The sequence below is a fragment of the Rhodococcus sp. GXMU-t2271 genome (assembly GCF_041414735.1).
Lineage (GTDB): Bacteria > Actinomycetota > Actinomycetes > Mycobacteriales > Mycobacteriaceae > Rhodococcus > Rhodococcus indonesiensis.
In genome coordinates, this window is the sequence record NZ_JAUIZP010000016.1 from 1 (window position 1) to 13,554 (window position 13,554).

13 protein-coding genes are annotated in these 13,554 nt (G+C 67.8%); 3 read left to right on the forward strand and 10 right to left on the reverse strand.

What is annotated here, in order from left to right:
* Positions 1-42: 42 nt before the first annotated feature.
* From QYS60_RS05485 to QYS60_RS05530, 10 genes are all read right to left on the reverse strand, one after another.
* The gene (locus QYS60_RS05485; RefSeq protein ID WP_289379822.1) at positions 43-2,025 is read right to left on the reverse strand and encodes an FAD-dependent oxidoreductase; all 1,983 of its coding nucleotides are present in this window, start codon (positions 2,023-2,025) and stop codon (positions 43-45) included.
* Between the two features lie 5 nt (positions 2,026-2,030).
* On the reverse strand, positions 2,031-2,546 hold the full coding sequence (locus tag QYS60_RS05490) for a pyridoxamine 5'-phosphate oxidase family protein (protein WP_003938434.1): 516 nt from the start codon (positions 2,544-2,546) through the stop codon (positions 2,031-2,033).
* Between the two features lie 6 nt (positions 2,547-2,552).
* On the reverse strand, positions 2,553-3,392 hold the full coding sequence (locus QYS60_RS05495) for a mycofactocin-coupled SDR family oxidoreductase (RefSeq protein ID WP_003938435.1): 840 nt from the start codon (positions 3,390-3,392) through the stop codon (positions 2,553-2,555).
* A gap of 30 nt (positions 3,393-3,422) precedes the next feature.
* Positions 3,423-3,839, reverse strand: a complete 417-nt coding sequence (locus QYS60_RS05500) for a MaoC family dehydratase (RefSeq protein WP_054374588.1) — start codon at positions 3,837-3,839, stop codon at positions 3,423-3,425.
* A complete protein-coding gene (locus QYS60_RS05505) occupies positions 3,836-4,303 on the reverse strand; it encodes a hypothetical protein (protein ID WP_289379824.1) in 468 nt (155 codons plus the stop codon). Before QYS60_RS05505 ends, QYS60_RS05500 begins: the two co-directional genes overlap by 4 nt.
* Positions 4,300-5,856, reverse strand: a complete 1,557-nt coding sequence (locus tag QYS60_RS05510; protein WP_371382616.1) for an AMP-binding protein — start codon at positions 5,854-5,856, stop codon at positions 4,300-4,302. The genes QYS60_RS05505 and QYS60_RS05510 overlap by 4 nt, the downstream gene beginning before the upstream one ends.
* Before the next feature lie 15 nt (positions 5,857-5,871).
* Positions 5,872-6,279, reverse strand: a complete 408-nt coding sequence (locus tag QYS60_RS05515; protein ID WP_371382617.1) for a nuclear transport factor 2 family protein — start codon at positions 6,277-6,279, stop codon at positions 5,872-5,874.
* 113 nt (positions 6,280-6,392) lie between these two features.
* Positions 6,393-7,478 (reverse strand): 2-oxoacid:ferredoxin oxidoreductase subunit beta, encoded by a 1,086-nt coding sequence (locus tag QYS60_RS05520; protein ID WP_371382618.1) that lies wholly within the window; start codon positions 7,476-7,478, stop codon positions 6,393-6,395.
* Positions 7,475-9,412: a 2-oxoacid:acceptor oxidoreductase subunit alpha gene (locus QYS60_RS05525; protein WP_289379830.1), complete on the reverse strand. Its 1,938-nt coding sequence runs from the start codon at positions 9,410-9,412 to the stop codon at positions 7,475-7,477. Before QYS60_RS05525 ends, QYS60_RS05520 begins: the two co-directional genes overlap by 4 nt.
* A 30-nt stretch (positions 9,413-9,442) precedes the next feature.
* The gene (locus QYS60_RS05530; protein WP_371382619.1) at positions 9,443-10,591 is read right to left on the reverse strand and encodes an acyl-CoA dehydrogenase family protein; all 1,149 of its coding nucleotides are present in this window, start codon (positions 10,589-10,591) and stop codon (positions 9,443-9,445) included.
* Positions 10,592-10,753: 162 nt separating this feature from the next.
* Between QYS60_RS05530 and QYS60_RS05535 the strand changes: the two genes are divergently transcribed.
* The 3 genes from QYS60_RS05535 to QYS60_RS05545 all read left to right on the forward strand — a co-directional run bounded on the left by QYS60_RS05535 (position 10,754) and on the right by QYS60_RS05545 (position 13,511).
* Entirely contained in the window at positions 10,754-11,548 is a 795-nt protein-coding gene (locus QYS60_RS05535; protein ID WP_371382620.1) for an SDR family NAD(P)-dependent oxidoreductase, read from the forward strand.
* Between the two features lie 20 nt (positions 11,549-11,568).
* Positions 11,569-12,000 carry an acyl-CoA thioesterase gene (locus tag QYS60_RS05540; RefSeq protein ID WP_371382621.1) on the forward strand — a complete coding sequence of 144 codons (432 nt, stop codon included), beginning with the start codon at positions 11,569-11,571 and terminating at the stop codon, positions 11,998-12,000.
* A gap of 242 nt (positions 12,001-12,242) precedes the next feature.
* Positions 12,243-13,511, forward strand: coding sequence for a cytochrome P450 (locus QYS60_RS05545; protein WP_371382622.1), 1,269 nt, complete (start codon positions 12,243-12,245; stop codon positions 13,509-13,511).
* The last annotated feature ends 43 nt before the right edge of the window (positions 13,512-13,554 follow it).

Below are 13,554 nucleotides of genomic sequence, written 5' to 3' on the forward strand. Positions count from 1 at the left end.
CGGGGGTGCGGGCCGAAGCCCGCACCCCCGTTCGCGTGTCCGTCAGATCAGCTTGGCCAGCGCATATGCCTGACGGGTGGCGAACACCAGTCGCCGCGGCGCGTAGGCGTCACCGAGAATGTGCACCTCCCGCTCGCCTTCGGCCGCCGGGCCCTCCTCGAGACTCTCGTACAGGTCGGCATCGCCGATGCCACCGCAGGCGAGCACCACCGAGTCGAAGCCGTCCACCTGGTAGGTGCGCCCCGAATAGACGTTGCGGGTGACCACTCCGGTCGGGGTGATCTCGACGACGTCCTCCATGAACCGGTACTGCACGCCCTTCTCGTCGAGACGCCCGAGGATCGCGCCGACGATGTAGCGGCCGAGCAGCTGTCCCGCGACCTGGGTCGCGTAGACGATGGTGACGTCGTGCCCGCGATCGGTGAGGAAGTCGGCGAGCGACAGCGGCGGCATGTGATCGTCCTGCGCGACGATCAGGACCCGCTTGCCGACGGCGGCGTCGCCGTTGAGGACGTCGCGAATGTCGGCGACGTTGTCGCCGTAGACACCCGGGATGTCCGGGATCCGGCGGGTGGAGCCGGTGGCGACCGCCACCACGTCGAATCCCGCGGACTCGATCTCCGCCTTCGTCGCCGCGTGCCGGTAGTCGATCTTCACACCCGCCCGCTCGAGCCGGCGCTGCTGCCAGTCCAGGTACTTCTCGAACATGTCGTACGTGGGAGCGTTGATCGCGGTGCGCAGTTGGCCGCCGAGCACGTCGGACGCCTCCCACAGCTCCACGTCGTGGCCCTTCTCCCGGGCCAGGGCCGCGAACTCCATGCCGGCCGGGCCACCGCCGACGACGAGCACGCGCTTGGGGTCGGTCACGGTGGGCCACGGCCCGTCGACCTCGTTGCTGGTGACGGGGTTGACCGCGCAGCCGAACGGCAGCCCCTCGACGTAGCGGCGGCTGATGCACTCGTTGCCGCCGACGCAGGGCCGGATCTCGTCCACGCGGCCGGTACGGACCTTCTCCACGATCGACGGCTCGGCGATGTGCGCACGAGCCATGCCGACGACGTCGGCGTCGCCGGCCGCGAGGATCCGCTCCGCGACATCGGGATGGTTGATCCGGCCCGTGTGCACGACGGGCAGCGACACCGCCCGCTTGAGCTGCCCGGCGAGATCGCTCCACTGACCGGCCTCGTAGAAGTGCGGCTGGATGTAGGACGGGTTGCCCCACGGGCTGCCCACCACGCCGTGGAAGTAGTCGACGAGTCCGGTGCTCTCGAGGTACTGCGCGATCTCGATGGCGCCGTGGATGTCGTACCCGCCCGGCACCTCCTCGCGCAGGTTCAGGCGGATGCCGATGACCATGGACGATCCGATCACGTCACGGATGGCCCGCAGCACCTCGACCGGGAACCGGCAGCGGTTCTCGATCGAGCCGCCGTACTCGTCGTCGCGCTTGTTGGTCAGCGGCGAGAGGAAGTACTCGAGCAGATCGTCGTGGTTCATGTGGAGCTCTACACCGTCGAGGCGTGCCTTCTGGGCCTGCTCCGCACAGAACTTGTACTGACCGACGAAGTAGGCGATCTCGTCCCGGTTCAGCTTGTGCGGAACGTTGTTGATCACCGGAGCGCTCAGGACCGACGACGCGCCGTGCGGCATGCCGCCCTGGTGCACCATCTGTCCCGTCGCCACCGCCCCCTCGGCGTGTAGGGCGTCGGAATAGGCCTGCACCCGCTCGACGAAGAACGGCAGGCTGTAATGACCTTCGACCGTGGCGCCCACGCCGGTGGGTTCGAACCCCGGGATCACCCCGGTGTTCGGCACCCAGGCGCTGAGGCTGTCGAACCATGCGGCTCCGCCCCGGGCCCGGGACACGTAGTAGGCGAGGTTGCGTTCGGCGTCGGCCTCGGACCCGAAGATGTTGCCGATCGCCGAGGCGTGCGGCGGCAGCACCACGCGGTTGCGCAGTTTCATCGGGCCGATCTGGAACGGCGAGAGCAGATGGGCGTAAGCGGAGTCCGGATCCGCGGTCATTTCGTTCACCCCTTGTTCGGTCGGGGCCCGAGCGAGCCACCGCGTCCGTCCCCCGGCATCCTGGTCGAGTCGTGACTGACCGCGATTCGGACGGGACGGACTTCCAGGACAACTCGGTTCGGGCTGTCCAGCAGGCGCTGGAAGGCTTCGGGATCGTTCGGAGCATGGTGCGCCGCGAACGCCGGGTAGAACCAGCGTTTGGTTTCCGCATCGGCGTGGACGGTGACGCGGCCGCGGACGGCGAGCATCCTCCTGCCGGGCAGTCCGGTACCTGCATTCGAGACCACCAGCGTCACACGGGGTTCGCGCATCGCTGCCCGGACGTGGGCGCGCTCCTTCGCGGCGGTGAGCCAGAACCGGTCGTCGTGGTGCAAGTAGCTCATCACCACCCCGGCCGGCCAACCGGCCGCGGTGGTGAAGGCGAAGGTGCATTCGCGCTGCGCCGCTACGAGTTCGGCGATACCGTCCTCGTCGACCCGTAGCGTGCGCAGATCCTCGTTGTCGTCGATGCCGACGGCCATCTCACATCACTTCACGTATGCGCCGGCGTCGACCGGGAAGGTGACTCCGGTGACGTACCGCGCCTCGTCGCTGCCGAGGAACAGCACCGCGTTGCTGATGTCGATCGGTTCGACCCACGGCACCGGCAGCGTGTTCAGCGACATGAACCCCGGCATCGCCTTCTCCTGCGACGGCTCCGGATCCCCGGGGGAGAACATCCCGTACGTCCCCGGGTTCTGGATCATGATGGTGTCGACGTTCGTCGGGTGGATGGTGTTGACACGAATGCTGTAGGGGCCCAGCTCGTTCGCCATGGTGCGCATGAGGCCGACGATGCCGTGCTTGGCCGAGACGTAGTGGGCGACCTGCTGGATACCCTTGAGTCCGCCGATGGAACTGGTGAACATGATCGAACCCCCGCGGCCCTGCTCGATCATCGTGGGGATCGCGACGACGGCGGTGTTGTAGACGCCGGTGAGGTTGACGTCGATCATGTCCCGCCACTGCTCGGCGGTGAGTTCCCACGAGCGGCCGTAGGTGGCGATGCCGGCGTTGGCGACCACGATGTCGACACCGCCGAGCTGCGCCACGCCGTCGTCGAAGGCGCGCTGCAGCGCTGCGCGATCCCGGACGTCGGCGCGGTGGGCCACGATCCGGCGGTCGAGGGCCTCGACGAGCCGCACGGTCTCCTTCAGCTCGTCCTCGGTGGCCAGCGGGTAGTACGGGGTCACCGTGTCGATGTTCTCGCAGATGTCGACCGCGATGATGTCGGCGCCCTCCTCGGCGAGCCGCAGCGCGTGGCTGCGGCCCTGGCCGCGGGCGGCCCCGGTGATGAACGCGACCTTGCCTTCTACTCGTCCTGCCATGGTTGACGCTCCTCTCGTGGAAAACGATGTCTAGTGCTCGGCGGGGACCAGGACGGTCCCGGTGCCTTCGAGAACGCGCGCGCCGCCCAGGACGTCGAGCGTGAGATCGCAGCGCACCAGGAGACCGTCGGCGGTGTCCTCGACGTCGGTCACCACCCCTGCGGCACGCAGCCGGTCCCCCTCGAACACGTTGCCGAGAAATCGGAACCGGTATCCGGTGACCCGGTCCACCCCGCCGGCCCAGGATCCGAGCATGGACACGACGTAGGCGATGTTGCTCGGCCCCTGATTGACCGTGCGCTCCCCGAGGCCCAGCGCAGCCGCGGCGTTCCGGTCGAAGTGGATCGGGTTCGGGTCACGCATGAGGGCCGAGAGGGTCTTCATCCGGGCCGGATCCACCGCATCGACGGTGCGTTCGGGAATCTGTTGCCCGACAGCCGGTTTCATGATGTTTCTCCTCGGCGGGGGAACACGATCGAGTTGGTGGTGGAGGCGCACAGCGCGCCGTCCTCTCCGTGCAGGTCGAGGCGGTAGCCGACGATGTCGAAGACGCCGGTGCGCCGGCCCACCTTGCGCGTGGCGGAGACGATCTCGCCCGAGACGCGGTAGGTGCCGCCGACGCGCAGCGGCCGGTGCACGACCGTCTCGGTCTCGCCGGCCATCGGCCCGTCGGCCTCGGTGGCCCCGAACACGGCGAACAACTCGTCCCAGCTCCAGCCCATCGCGCCGGTGGCGACGAGGAACACCAGCACCGGGTGCGCGCCGCCGTCGGCGGGGTCGGCGAGCATGCTGTCGAGGACGAGGTGCACCCACCACGGCTCGAGCGTGGCCTGCCCGCCCGGGAAGCGGGTACCGACGAGGTCGGCGAGCTCGGCTTCGGTCGGCACCCGGCGCCCGGTGTCCACGGTCATCGGGCCGCCGTCGTCTCGAGATACGGGGCCCGCAGGTCCCGCTTCATGATCTTCCCGGTGGGCGCCTTCGGCAGGGCGTCGACGAAGTCCACCGAACGGGGCTTCTGGTAGGAGGCCAGGTTCCGCTTGGCGGTGTCGATGATCTCCTGTTCGGTGGCGGTCTGCCCGGGCTTGAGAACCACGACGGCCTTGACGACCTCACCCCACTCGTCGTCGGGGATGCCGATGACGGCGCATTCGAGGACGGCGGGGTGGGCGCCGATGGCCTCCTCGACCTGGATGCTGTAGATGTTCTCGCCGCCGGAGATGATCATGTCCTTGGCCCGGTCGACGATGTAGACGTAGTGGTCCTCGTCCCAGACCGCGACGTCGCCGGTCCACATCCAGCCGTCCCGCAGGGTCTGTGCGGTCAGTTCCGGCTTGTTCCAGTAGCCGAGCATGTTGGCTTCGGAGCGGACCACGATCTCGCCGGGGGTCTTGCCGTCCTTGGGGACCTCGTTGCCGTCGAAGTCGACGACCCGGATGGTGGTGCCGAAGCCTTCCCGGCCGCAGGACTTGAGCCGGTGCTCGTTGATTCCGTTGACCGCGTCGAGGTGGTCCTCCTGGGACAGGAACGACATGGTCGTGCCCTCGGTCTGGCCGTACCCCTGGATGAGGGTGCAGGGGAACGCCTCGAGCGCGCTGCGGACGATCGCGGACGGCATGGGGCCGCCGCCGTACTGGATGTTGCGCAGGCTCGACAGGTCGTAGGAGTCGAAGTTCTCCACGGCCATCATCCAGTTCAGCATCGTGGTGATGCCCAGGAACGCCGAGACCCGCTCCGACTCGATGATCTCGAGCGCCTGTTTGGCCTCGAAATTGACCAGCACCACCGGACATCCGTGCTTCATGTAGTTCATGGAGAGCACCACCGGGATGTGGTACATCTGGCCGGTGAGCATGTAGACGTCGGTCGGCACGACCCGCTCGGCGACGGTCTGGTTGAGCATGCCTGCGGCCGCGCTGGTGTGCGAGTGCAGCGCACCCTTGGATTCGCCGGTGGTGCCGCCGGTGTAGAGGATGAAGAACGGGTCGTCTCCCCCGATGCTCGGCGTCCAGATCGGTTCGGCCGGGCTGGAGCTCGCGAGCAGCTCCTCGTACGTCCCGTTACCTCCCGGACCGAACTCGAGCCAGTGTTCGACCGTGGCGGCTCGGCTGAGTTCCTCTCCTACGGAACGGAACTCGGACGCGGTGATGAGCACCTTCGGGGTGGCGTCGGCGACGAGCCCGAGCAGGGAGGGGGTCGCGAGTCGCCAGTTCAGCGGCTGCAGGATCAGGCCCGCGCGACCGACGGCGAAGAACAGCTCCTGGAACTCGATGCTGTTCTTGGTCAGCACGGCGACTCGGTCGCCCTTCTCGAGGCCGAGTCCGCGCAGTCCGTTCGCCAGGCGCCGGACGCGCTCGTCGAGGTCGGCGAAGGTGATGCGCCGGTCGTTGGGGACGTCGTACAACGCCATGCGGTTCGGGGTGAGGGCGGCCCACTTGGCGGGGATGAGGCCCTGGTTCATCGTCATGGTGGCTCCGGAGGCTCAGTACGGGAGGTCGAGGGCGATGTGCCGCTTGGTGAGCACCCAGTCGCCTCCGCTCCTGGTCCACTCGTCCTCGTACTTGCCGGTGGACAGCGCCCGCAGGGCACCGTTCTCCGCAGAGGTGATGAGCAGGTACGACACGGCGCGGACGTTCTTCTCGTCGATCTCGTCGATCAGCAGATTGGTGGTGATGTGCCGCCGCTGGTCGGTCTGGGACTCGTGGGCTCCGCGGAACAGGCCCATGATCTCCTCACGGCCGTTGAGCGGCCCGATGAGGTCGCCGTCCCCGATCTTCATGGTGAACACGGCGGTTTCACCGAAGACGCGCTCGACACCGTCCATGTCGCCGTCGTCGTAGGCGAGAGCGTATCGGGCGAGGGCGTTTTCGATTTCGTTCCTGAGCGACATTACGACTACTCCTGCCGAAGGGAGGGAAGAGATGTGATGACAGTCACTTTATACTAATCATGCGCATTGTCTAGGGGTACGAAGACCCCGATTTCCGTGCCGGGAGACGGCACTCAGCGTGATTCGGACACGGTCCAGGTGTCGTGCCCGGTCAGCAAGGACTGCAAGGATTCTCGTCGACGGGGCTCGCCGGCTCGGGCGCTCTCGTTCTGCTCGCGCACGAGATCGTCGTAGGTCGGGCGGGCGACGCTGCGGAACACGCCGAACACGGTGTGGGCGAGGTCCTGGTCGGACAGTCGCGACAACGCGAAGGCGTACTCCGGGTCGTCGGCGTGCGCATCGTGCACCACGATCGATCCCGGATCCGCCGATGCCGTGTCCACCACGCGCAGACCGAATCCGTCACGGACGACGCACTTCTGCCCCTCCGCGCCGAAGACGATCGGCTCACCGTGGCGCAGCGGGATCACCCGCTGCTCCGCGTCCTCCTTGCGCAGCACGTCGAACGACCCGTCGTTGAAGATCGGGCAGTCCTGGTAGATCTCGACGAACGCGGTGCCCCGGTGCTCGGCCGCGCGGCGCAGCACGTCGGTCAGCCCCTTGCGGTCGGAGTCGAGCGCGCGGGCCGCGAAGGTGGCCTCGGCACCGAGCGCGAGGGAGAGGGTGTTGAAGGGGTGGTCCACCGAACCCATCGGGGTGGACTTGGTCACCTTTCCGACCTCGGACGTGGGCGAGTACTGCCCCTTCGTCAGCCCGTAGATCCGGTTGTTGAACAACAGGATCGTGAGGTTCACGTTGCGGCGCAGCGCGTGGATCAGGTGGTTTCCCCCGATCGAGAGGGCATCGCCGTCACCGGTGACGACCCACACCGACAGGTCGGGCCGCGTGACGGCCAGGCCGGTCGCGATCGCCGGCGCGCGGCCGTGGATGGAGTGCAGCCCGTAGGTGTCGAGGTAGTACGGGAACCGGCTCGAACAGCCGATGCCCGAGACGAACATCAAGTTCTCGCGGCGCAGCCCGAGTTCGGGCAGGAAGTTGCGGATCGCGGCCAGGATGACGTAGTCACCGCAACCCGGGCACCAGCGCACCTCCTGGTCGCTCGTGAAGTCCTTGGCCTTCTGCGGGGCGTCGGTCGTCGGGACGAGCGCGGTAGCGCTGAGCCCGAGATCGGTGCCGACCCGGCTGATCAATTCGGTCATGCCGATTCCTCCTCGCGGTCAGGCGCCGGCCGGTACTCGGCCGCAGCCAGCGCCGCGGTGGTCTTGGCGTCTTCGAACTCGCGCAGGGTGCCGGCGAGCGCGGCATCGATCGCGTCGACGATCTCGTCGGCGAGGAAAGCCAGACCCTCGACCTTCGTCACCGGCTGGACGTCGACCAGGTAGCGCGCCCGCAGCACGCTCGTCAGCTGCCCCAGATTCATCTCCGGCGCGATCACCGTGCGGTACCGGCCGAGCACCTCACCGAGGTTGCGCGGCAACGGGTTCAGGTGCCGCAGGTGCAGGTGGGCGACCGCGGTACCGCGACGCCGGGCGCGGCGGCAGGCCTCGCCGATCGGCCCGTAGGAACTGCCCCAGCCCACGATCAGCAGTTCGGCCTGCCCCGACGGATCGTCGACCTCGGCGTCCGGAACGGAAATGCCGTCGATCTTCGCCTGCCGCAGGCGCACCATCAGATCGTGGTTGGCGGGATCGTAGGAGATGTTGCCGCTGCCGTTCGCCTTCTCGAGGCCACCGAGCCGGTGCTCGAGGCCGGGAGTCCCGGGTATCGCCACGGCACGGGCGAGGGTCTCGCGGTCCCGCGCGTAGGGACGCAGCGGCGTGCCGGCGGCGTCCGGGCCCGTCTCGTAGTTCGGATCGATCGGGGCGAGCTCGTCGACCTGCGGGATCTGCCAGGGCTCCGAGCCGTTGGCGATGGCGCCGTCGGACAGCAGCAGGACCGGCGTCCGGTACGTCAGGGCGATGCGGGCCGCCTCGACGGCGGTGGCGAAGCAGTCGGCCGGGGAGCGCGGCGCGAGCACGGCGACGGGCGACTCGCCGTTGCGTCCGTACAGTGCCTGCAGCAGATCGGACTGCTCGGTCTTGGTGGGCAGGCCCGTCGACGGTCCGCCGCGCTGCACGTCGATCACGACGAGCGGCAGCTCGGTCATGACGGCCAGGCCGATGGCCTCGCTCTTGAGGGCCAGGCCCGGGCCGGAGGTGCTGGTGACACCGAGTGCGCCCCCGAGGGAGGCGCCGACCGCTGCGCCGATGGCGGCGATCTCGTCCTCCGCCTGGAATGTGGTCACGCCGAGACCACGGTGCTTGGTCAGCTCGTGCAGGATGTCGGAGGCGGGGGTGATCGGGTACGTCCCGAGGAACACCTCGAGCCCGGACAGCTCACCGGCGGTCACCAGACCGTAGGCCAGCGCGGTGTTACCGGTGATCTGCCGGTACGTGCCGACCGGCAGGTCCGCCTTGGCCACCTCGAACGTCGTCGCGAACGTCTCGGTGGTCTCGCCGTAGTTCCACCCGGCCTGGAAGGCGAGCAGATTTCCCTGGGCGACCTGCGGCTTCTTGGCGAACTTGGTGCGCAGGAACTCCTCGATCCGCTCCACCGGCCGGTTGTACATCCACGACAGCAGCCCGAGCGCGAACATGTTCTTCGCGCGCTCCCCGTCCTTGCGGCTCAGGCCGGCCGGCTCCACCGCACCCACCGACAGGCTCGACATCGGGACCTGGTGGACCACGAACTCGTCGAGGCTTCCGTCGTCGAGCGGGTCGGCGGCGTAGCCGACCTTGGACAGGTTGCGCTTGGTGAACTCGTCGGTGTTGACGATGACGGTGCCGCCCCGCGGCAGATCGTCGATGTTCGCCTTCAGTGCCGCCGGGTTCATCGCGACGAGGACGTCCGGTCGATCACCCGCGGTGAGGATGTCGTGGTCCGCGATCTGGATCTGGAACGACGACACCCCCGGCAGGGTGCCCTGGGGCGCCCGGATCTCGGCGGGGAAGTTGGGCTGCGTCGCGAGGTCGTTGCCGAACGCGGCCGCCTCGGAGGTGAAGCGGTCACCGGTCAGCTGCATGCCGTCACCCGAGTCGCCCGCGAAGCGGATGACGACTCGCTCCAGCTTGGTGGTGTTCGCGTCCGTTGTCATGGATTCCTGCCTCTGGTCCGCATTCTGCCCCTACGGGGCTTCCTTCACGAGTTGCTTGGCCAGCGAATCGAAGATCACCTCGGTCGAGCCCTCGTAGATCCGCATGGGACGCGCCTCTCGGTAGAGGCGTTCGAGCTTGCCGCCGCGCACGAGTCCGAAACGGCCCATGATCTGCACCGATCGGTCGACGACGCGAGCTGCCGCTTCGGTTGCCCCGACCTTCGCCATCGACGACAGGTGCAGATTGGCGCGGGCATCGCGGGCCGAGGCGGCGGCCGCGCGGTAGGTCAGCGAGCGCGCCATCTCGATGTCGGTCCAGCAGGAGGCGAGGTGCTCGGGCACCGACCCCAGGCGCGCGAGGCTGACACCGAAGCCCTCCCGGGACTTGGCATGGGCGACGGCCTCGTCCAGCGCGGCCTGGGCCACGCCGACGGCGGCGCCGGCCACGGACACGCGGAACGTGGCGAGGGTGGCGAGGACGAGCGCGAAGCCCTTGCCCGGTTCCCCGATGCGGTTGCCGACCGGGACCTCGACGTTCTCGAGGATGACGTCGCTGAGCACGTGGGGCGCGATGATCTGGTGCGGGTGCTCGATGCGCAGGCCGGGCGCGCCGGCCGGGACCAGCACGAGGGAGTATCCGTCGCCCTCGCGGGCGAGGATGCTGTAGAAGTCCGCGTCGCCGCCGTTGGTGATGAAGGACTTGTGGCCGTCGACGACGAGCTTGCCGTCGCGTTCGACGACGGTGGTGCTGAGGGCCTTGAGATCGGATCCGACGTGCGGCTCGGTCAGGCCGAGCGCGGCCACCGCCTCGAGCCGGGCCACCTTGGGCAGCCACTCCGCCTTGAGTTCCTCGGACCCGCCGACGCTGATGCAGTAGCTGCCGATGCCCTGCATACCGAACATGGAGTCGAGGTGGGCGGACTCGGCGGCGAGGGCCTCGCGCACAATGGTCACCGCGAGCGAGTCGACCTTCTCGAAGCGGCCGCCGGAGGCGGCCGGCACGACGACCTCGGTGAGACGGGACGCGGTCAGCCGCTTGCGGACGTCCGGGTCGAAGCTGTCCGCCTCGTCGGCACGCGCGGCGATGTCGGCACACTCGGCCGCGAGGGCGCGAGCTTCCCGCTGGAGGTGGAGGTATCGCTGCGGCAGGGCGAACAGGTCCTGCTGGTCGTCACTCACCTTGTACTCCGTTCTGGCGATGCGTCCGCTCACCGGAGGCGCCACGGTGCTGTGACTCGGTGCGGTCTCGGCCATTGTCGTGAACTGGATCACTATCCGCTAATCTATGATCACAATAGCAAGGAATTGGGTACCGTCAACCAGGACCAGCGGAGGAATTCGATGACCGATTCAACGACCGGCCGGACCCGCCCGGGGTTCGACCCCACGCGCGCGTTCGATCTCACCGACCGCACCGCGATCGTCACCGGCGGCAGCCGGGGCCTCGGCCGCGCCATGGTGTTCGGGCTGGCCCGAGCCGGCTGCGACGTCGTCATCGCCAGCCGTGACCTGGCCTCGTGCCAGGCCACCGCCGACGAGATCACCGAGGAGACGGGCCGCAAGACGCTCGCGCACTCGTTCCACGTCGGCAGGTGGGAGTCGATCGAGGAACTCGTCGACGCGGCCTACGACCACTTCGGGAAGATCGACGTCCTGATCAACAATGCGGGCATGTCCCCGCTGTACGACAGCCTCGATACCGTCAGCGAAACGCTGTTCGACAAGGTGGTCGGAGTGAACCTCAAGGGCCCGTTCCGGCTCGCGGCACTCGTGGGAACCCGCATGGCGCAGGGTGACGGCGGATCCATTATCAACATTTCCAGTGCCGGGTCCGTCCACCCCAGGCCCGACATCCTGCCCTACGCCGCCGCCAAGGCCGGACTCAACGCCGTTACCATCGGCATGGCGCACGCGTTCGGTCCCACGGTGCGCAGCAACGCGATCATGGCCGGTACCTTCCTCACCGACGTGAGCAACTCCTGGGACATGGAGGCATTCTCGCGGCGGGCGCAGAGCTTCGCCGCCAAGCGCGGCGGCCAGCCCGACGAGATCGTGGGCGCGGCCCTGTACCTCGCGAGCGACGCCTCGAGTTTCACCACCGGTTCCATCGTCACCGTCGACGGCGGCCACCCCTGATCCGCCCGGAAGGACAAGACATGACCACCGCCACCACCGCCGTCACCCAGCAGCGCTTCCAGCTCGCCTACGGCGACTGCGACGCCGTCGGCATCTCGTACTTCGCGATCAACTACCCGTGGATGGAACGGACGTACAGCGTCTGGCTGCACTCGTTCGGCCTCGACAGCCACACGATGCTCGACACCGTCGGCGTCTACACCGTGGGCCTGAAGTCGGAGTGCCAGTACCTCACCAGCTGCGAGGTGTTCGACGAACTGACCTGCACGGTCGTCCTCGACCACCTCGGCACCACGTCGTATGCGCTCGGATTCGACTTCCAGCGCGGCGAAGAACTCGTCGCGCACGGCAAGATCACGTTCGCCGTGCGAGGCGCGGACGGGAAGAAGGCGCAGATTCCCGAACGACTGCTCGCCGCCCTCCACACGCTGGAGCCACCGAAATCGGCTTGATCACCGTCGCTTCCGGGAACGGGCGTCCACCCCTCAGGGGTGGGCGCCCGTTCCCGTCGAGAACCCGTTTCACCAAATCCATTGACATCATTCAGATCGTATTTATAGTTATCAGCACTTAGTGATCCGGATCACTTCCCCCCTCCGGCCCCAGACCCTCGGCGGAGCGGCACGACCCCGACCGGTGCCTGCCGGCACCGATCCTGCTCGACCCCTCGATTCGACGATCAGGAGATTCCAGAGTGACCGCAGTCGAACCCCGCCCCACCGCCCCCGACATCCTCTCCCCCGAGTTCCTCGCCGACCCCTACCCGTTCCACCGCGTACTGCGCGACCACTACCCCGCCCTGCGCCACGAAGCCACGGAGAGCTACCTCATCAGCCGGTACGCCGACTGCGCCGAAGCCTTCCGCAGCCCGAAGTTCTCCAGCCGCAACTACGAATGGCAGCTCGAGCCCATCCACGGGCGCACCATCCTGCAGATGGAAGGTCGCGAGCACTCGACGCATCGCGCGCTGCTCAACCCGTTCTTCCGCGGCAACGGACTCGAGAAGTTCATGCCGGCCATCACGCACAACGCGGCCGACCTGATCGGCGGCATCGTCGCCCGCAACGCCGGCGAGCTGCTCGGCGAGGTGGCCGGACAGGGCGAGGCCGAACTCGTCTCCCAGTTCACCAGCCGATTCCCCATCAACGTCATGGTCGACATGCTGGGACTGCCCAAGAGCGATCACGAGCGGTTCCGCACCTGGTACTTCTCGATCATGGCCTACCTCAACAACCTGGCCGGAGACCCCGAGATCAACGCCGCCGCCGAACGTACCCACGTCGAGCTGCGCGAGTACATGCTGCCGATCATCCGCGAACGACGCTCCGGCGACGGCGACGACCTGCTCTCGCGCCTGTGCCGTGCGGAGGTCGACGGCGAGCAGATGTCCGACGAGGAGATCAAGGCCTTCGTCAGCCTGCTCCTCGTCGCCGGTGGCGAGACCACGGACAAGGCCATCGCCAGCATGATCCGCAATCTCATCGATCACCCCGACCAGATGCGGGCCGTCCGCGAGGACCGCAGTCTCGCCGACCGCGTCATCGCCGAGACGCTGCGTTACTCCGGACCTGTCCACATGATCATGCGCCAGACCGAGGACGAGGTGCAGATCGAGGACTCGACCATCCCCGCGGGGGCGACGTGCATCATGATGCTCGCGGCCGCCAACCGCGACGAGCGCCACTTCTCGAACCCGGACGAGTTCGACATCTTCCGAACCGATCTCAACGTCGATCGGGCCTTCAGCGGTGCGGCCAACCACGTGCAGTTCATCCTCGGCCGGCACTTCTGCGTGGGTTCGATGCTCGCGAAGACGGAGATGACCATCGCGCTGAACCTCGTGCTCGACACGATGGACTCGATCGAGTACCAGGACGGCTTCGTCCCGCGCGAGGAAGGCCTGTACACGCGCAGCATCCCGGAACTCCGCGTGAAGTTCGAACCGACGGGCACCCTCGGCTGAGACCGGACATCCCGAGCACAGCCCTCGGCGAGATCCGCGAAAC

Coding starts and splice junctions, on each gene's coding strand:
- QYS60_RS05485 (WP_289379822.1), bottom strand. CDS start 2,025: ATGACCGCGGATCCGGACTCCGCTTACGCCCATCTGCTCTCGCCGTTC.
- QYS60_RS05490 (WP_003938434.1), bottom strand. CDS start 2,546: ATGGCCGTCGGCATCGACGACAACGAGGATCTGCGCACGCTACGGGTC.
- QYS60_RS05510 (WP_371382616.1), bottom strand. CDS start 5,856: ATGACGATGAACCAGGGCCTCATCCCCGCCAAGTGGGCCGCCCTCACC.
- QYS60_RS05520 (WP_371382618.1), bottom strand. CDS start 7,478: ATGACCGAATTGATCAGCCGGGTCGGCACCGATCTCGGGCTCAGCGCT.
- QYS60_RS05535 (WP_371382620.1), top strand. CDS start 10,754: ATGACCGATTCAACGACCGGCCGGACCCGCCCGGGGTTCGACCCCACG.
- QYS60_RS05500 (WP_054374588.1), bottom strand. CDS start 3,839: ATGAAACCGGCTGTCGGGCAACAGATTCCCGAACGCACCGTCGATGCG.
- QYS60_RS05495 (WP_003938435.1), bottom strand. CDS start 3,392: ATGGCAGGACGAGTAGAAGGCAAGGTCGCGTTCATCACCGGGGCCGCC.
- QYS60_RS05540 (WP_371382621.1), top strand. CDS start 11,569: ATGACCACCGCCACCACCGCCGTCACCCAGCAGCGCTTCCAGCTCGCC.
- QYS60_RS05505 (WP_289379824.1), bottom strand. CDS start 4,303: ATGACCGTGGACACCGGGCGCCGGGTGCCGACCGAAGCCGAGCTCGCC.
- QYS60_RS05515 (WP_371382617.1), bottom strand. CDS start 6,279: ATGTCGCTCAGGAACGAAATCGAAAACGCCCTCGCCCGATACGCTCTC.
- QYS60_RS05525 (WP_289379830.1), bottom strand. CDS start 9,412: ATGACAACGGACGCGAACACCACCAAGCTGGAGCGAGTCGTCATCCGC.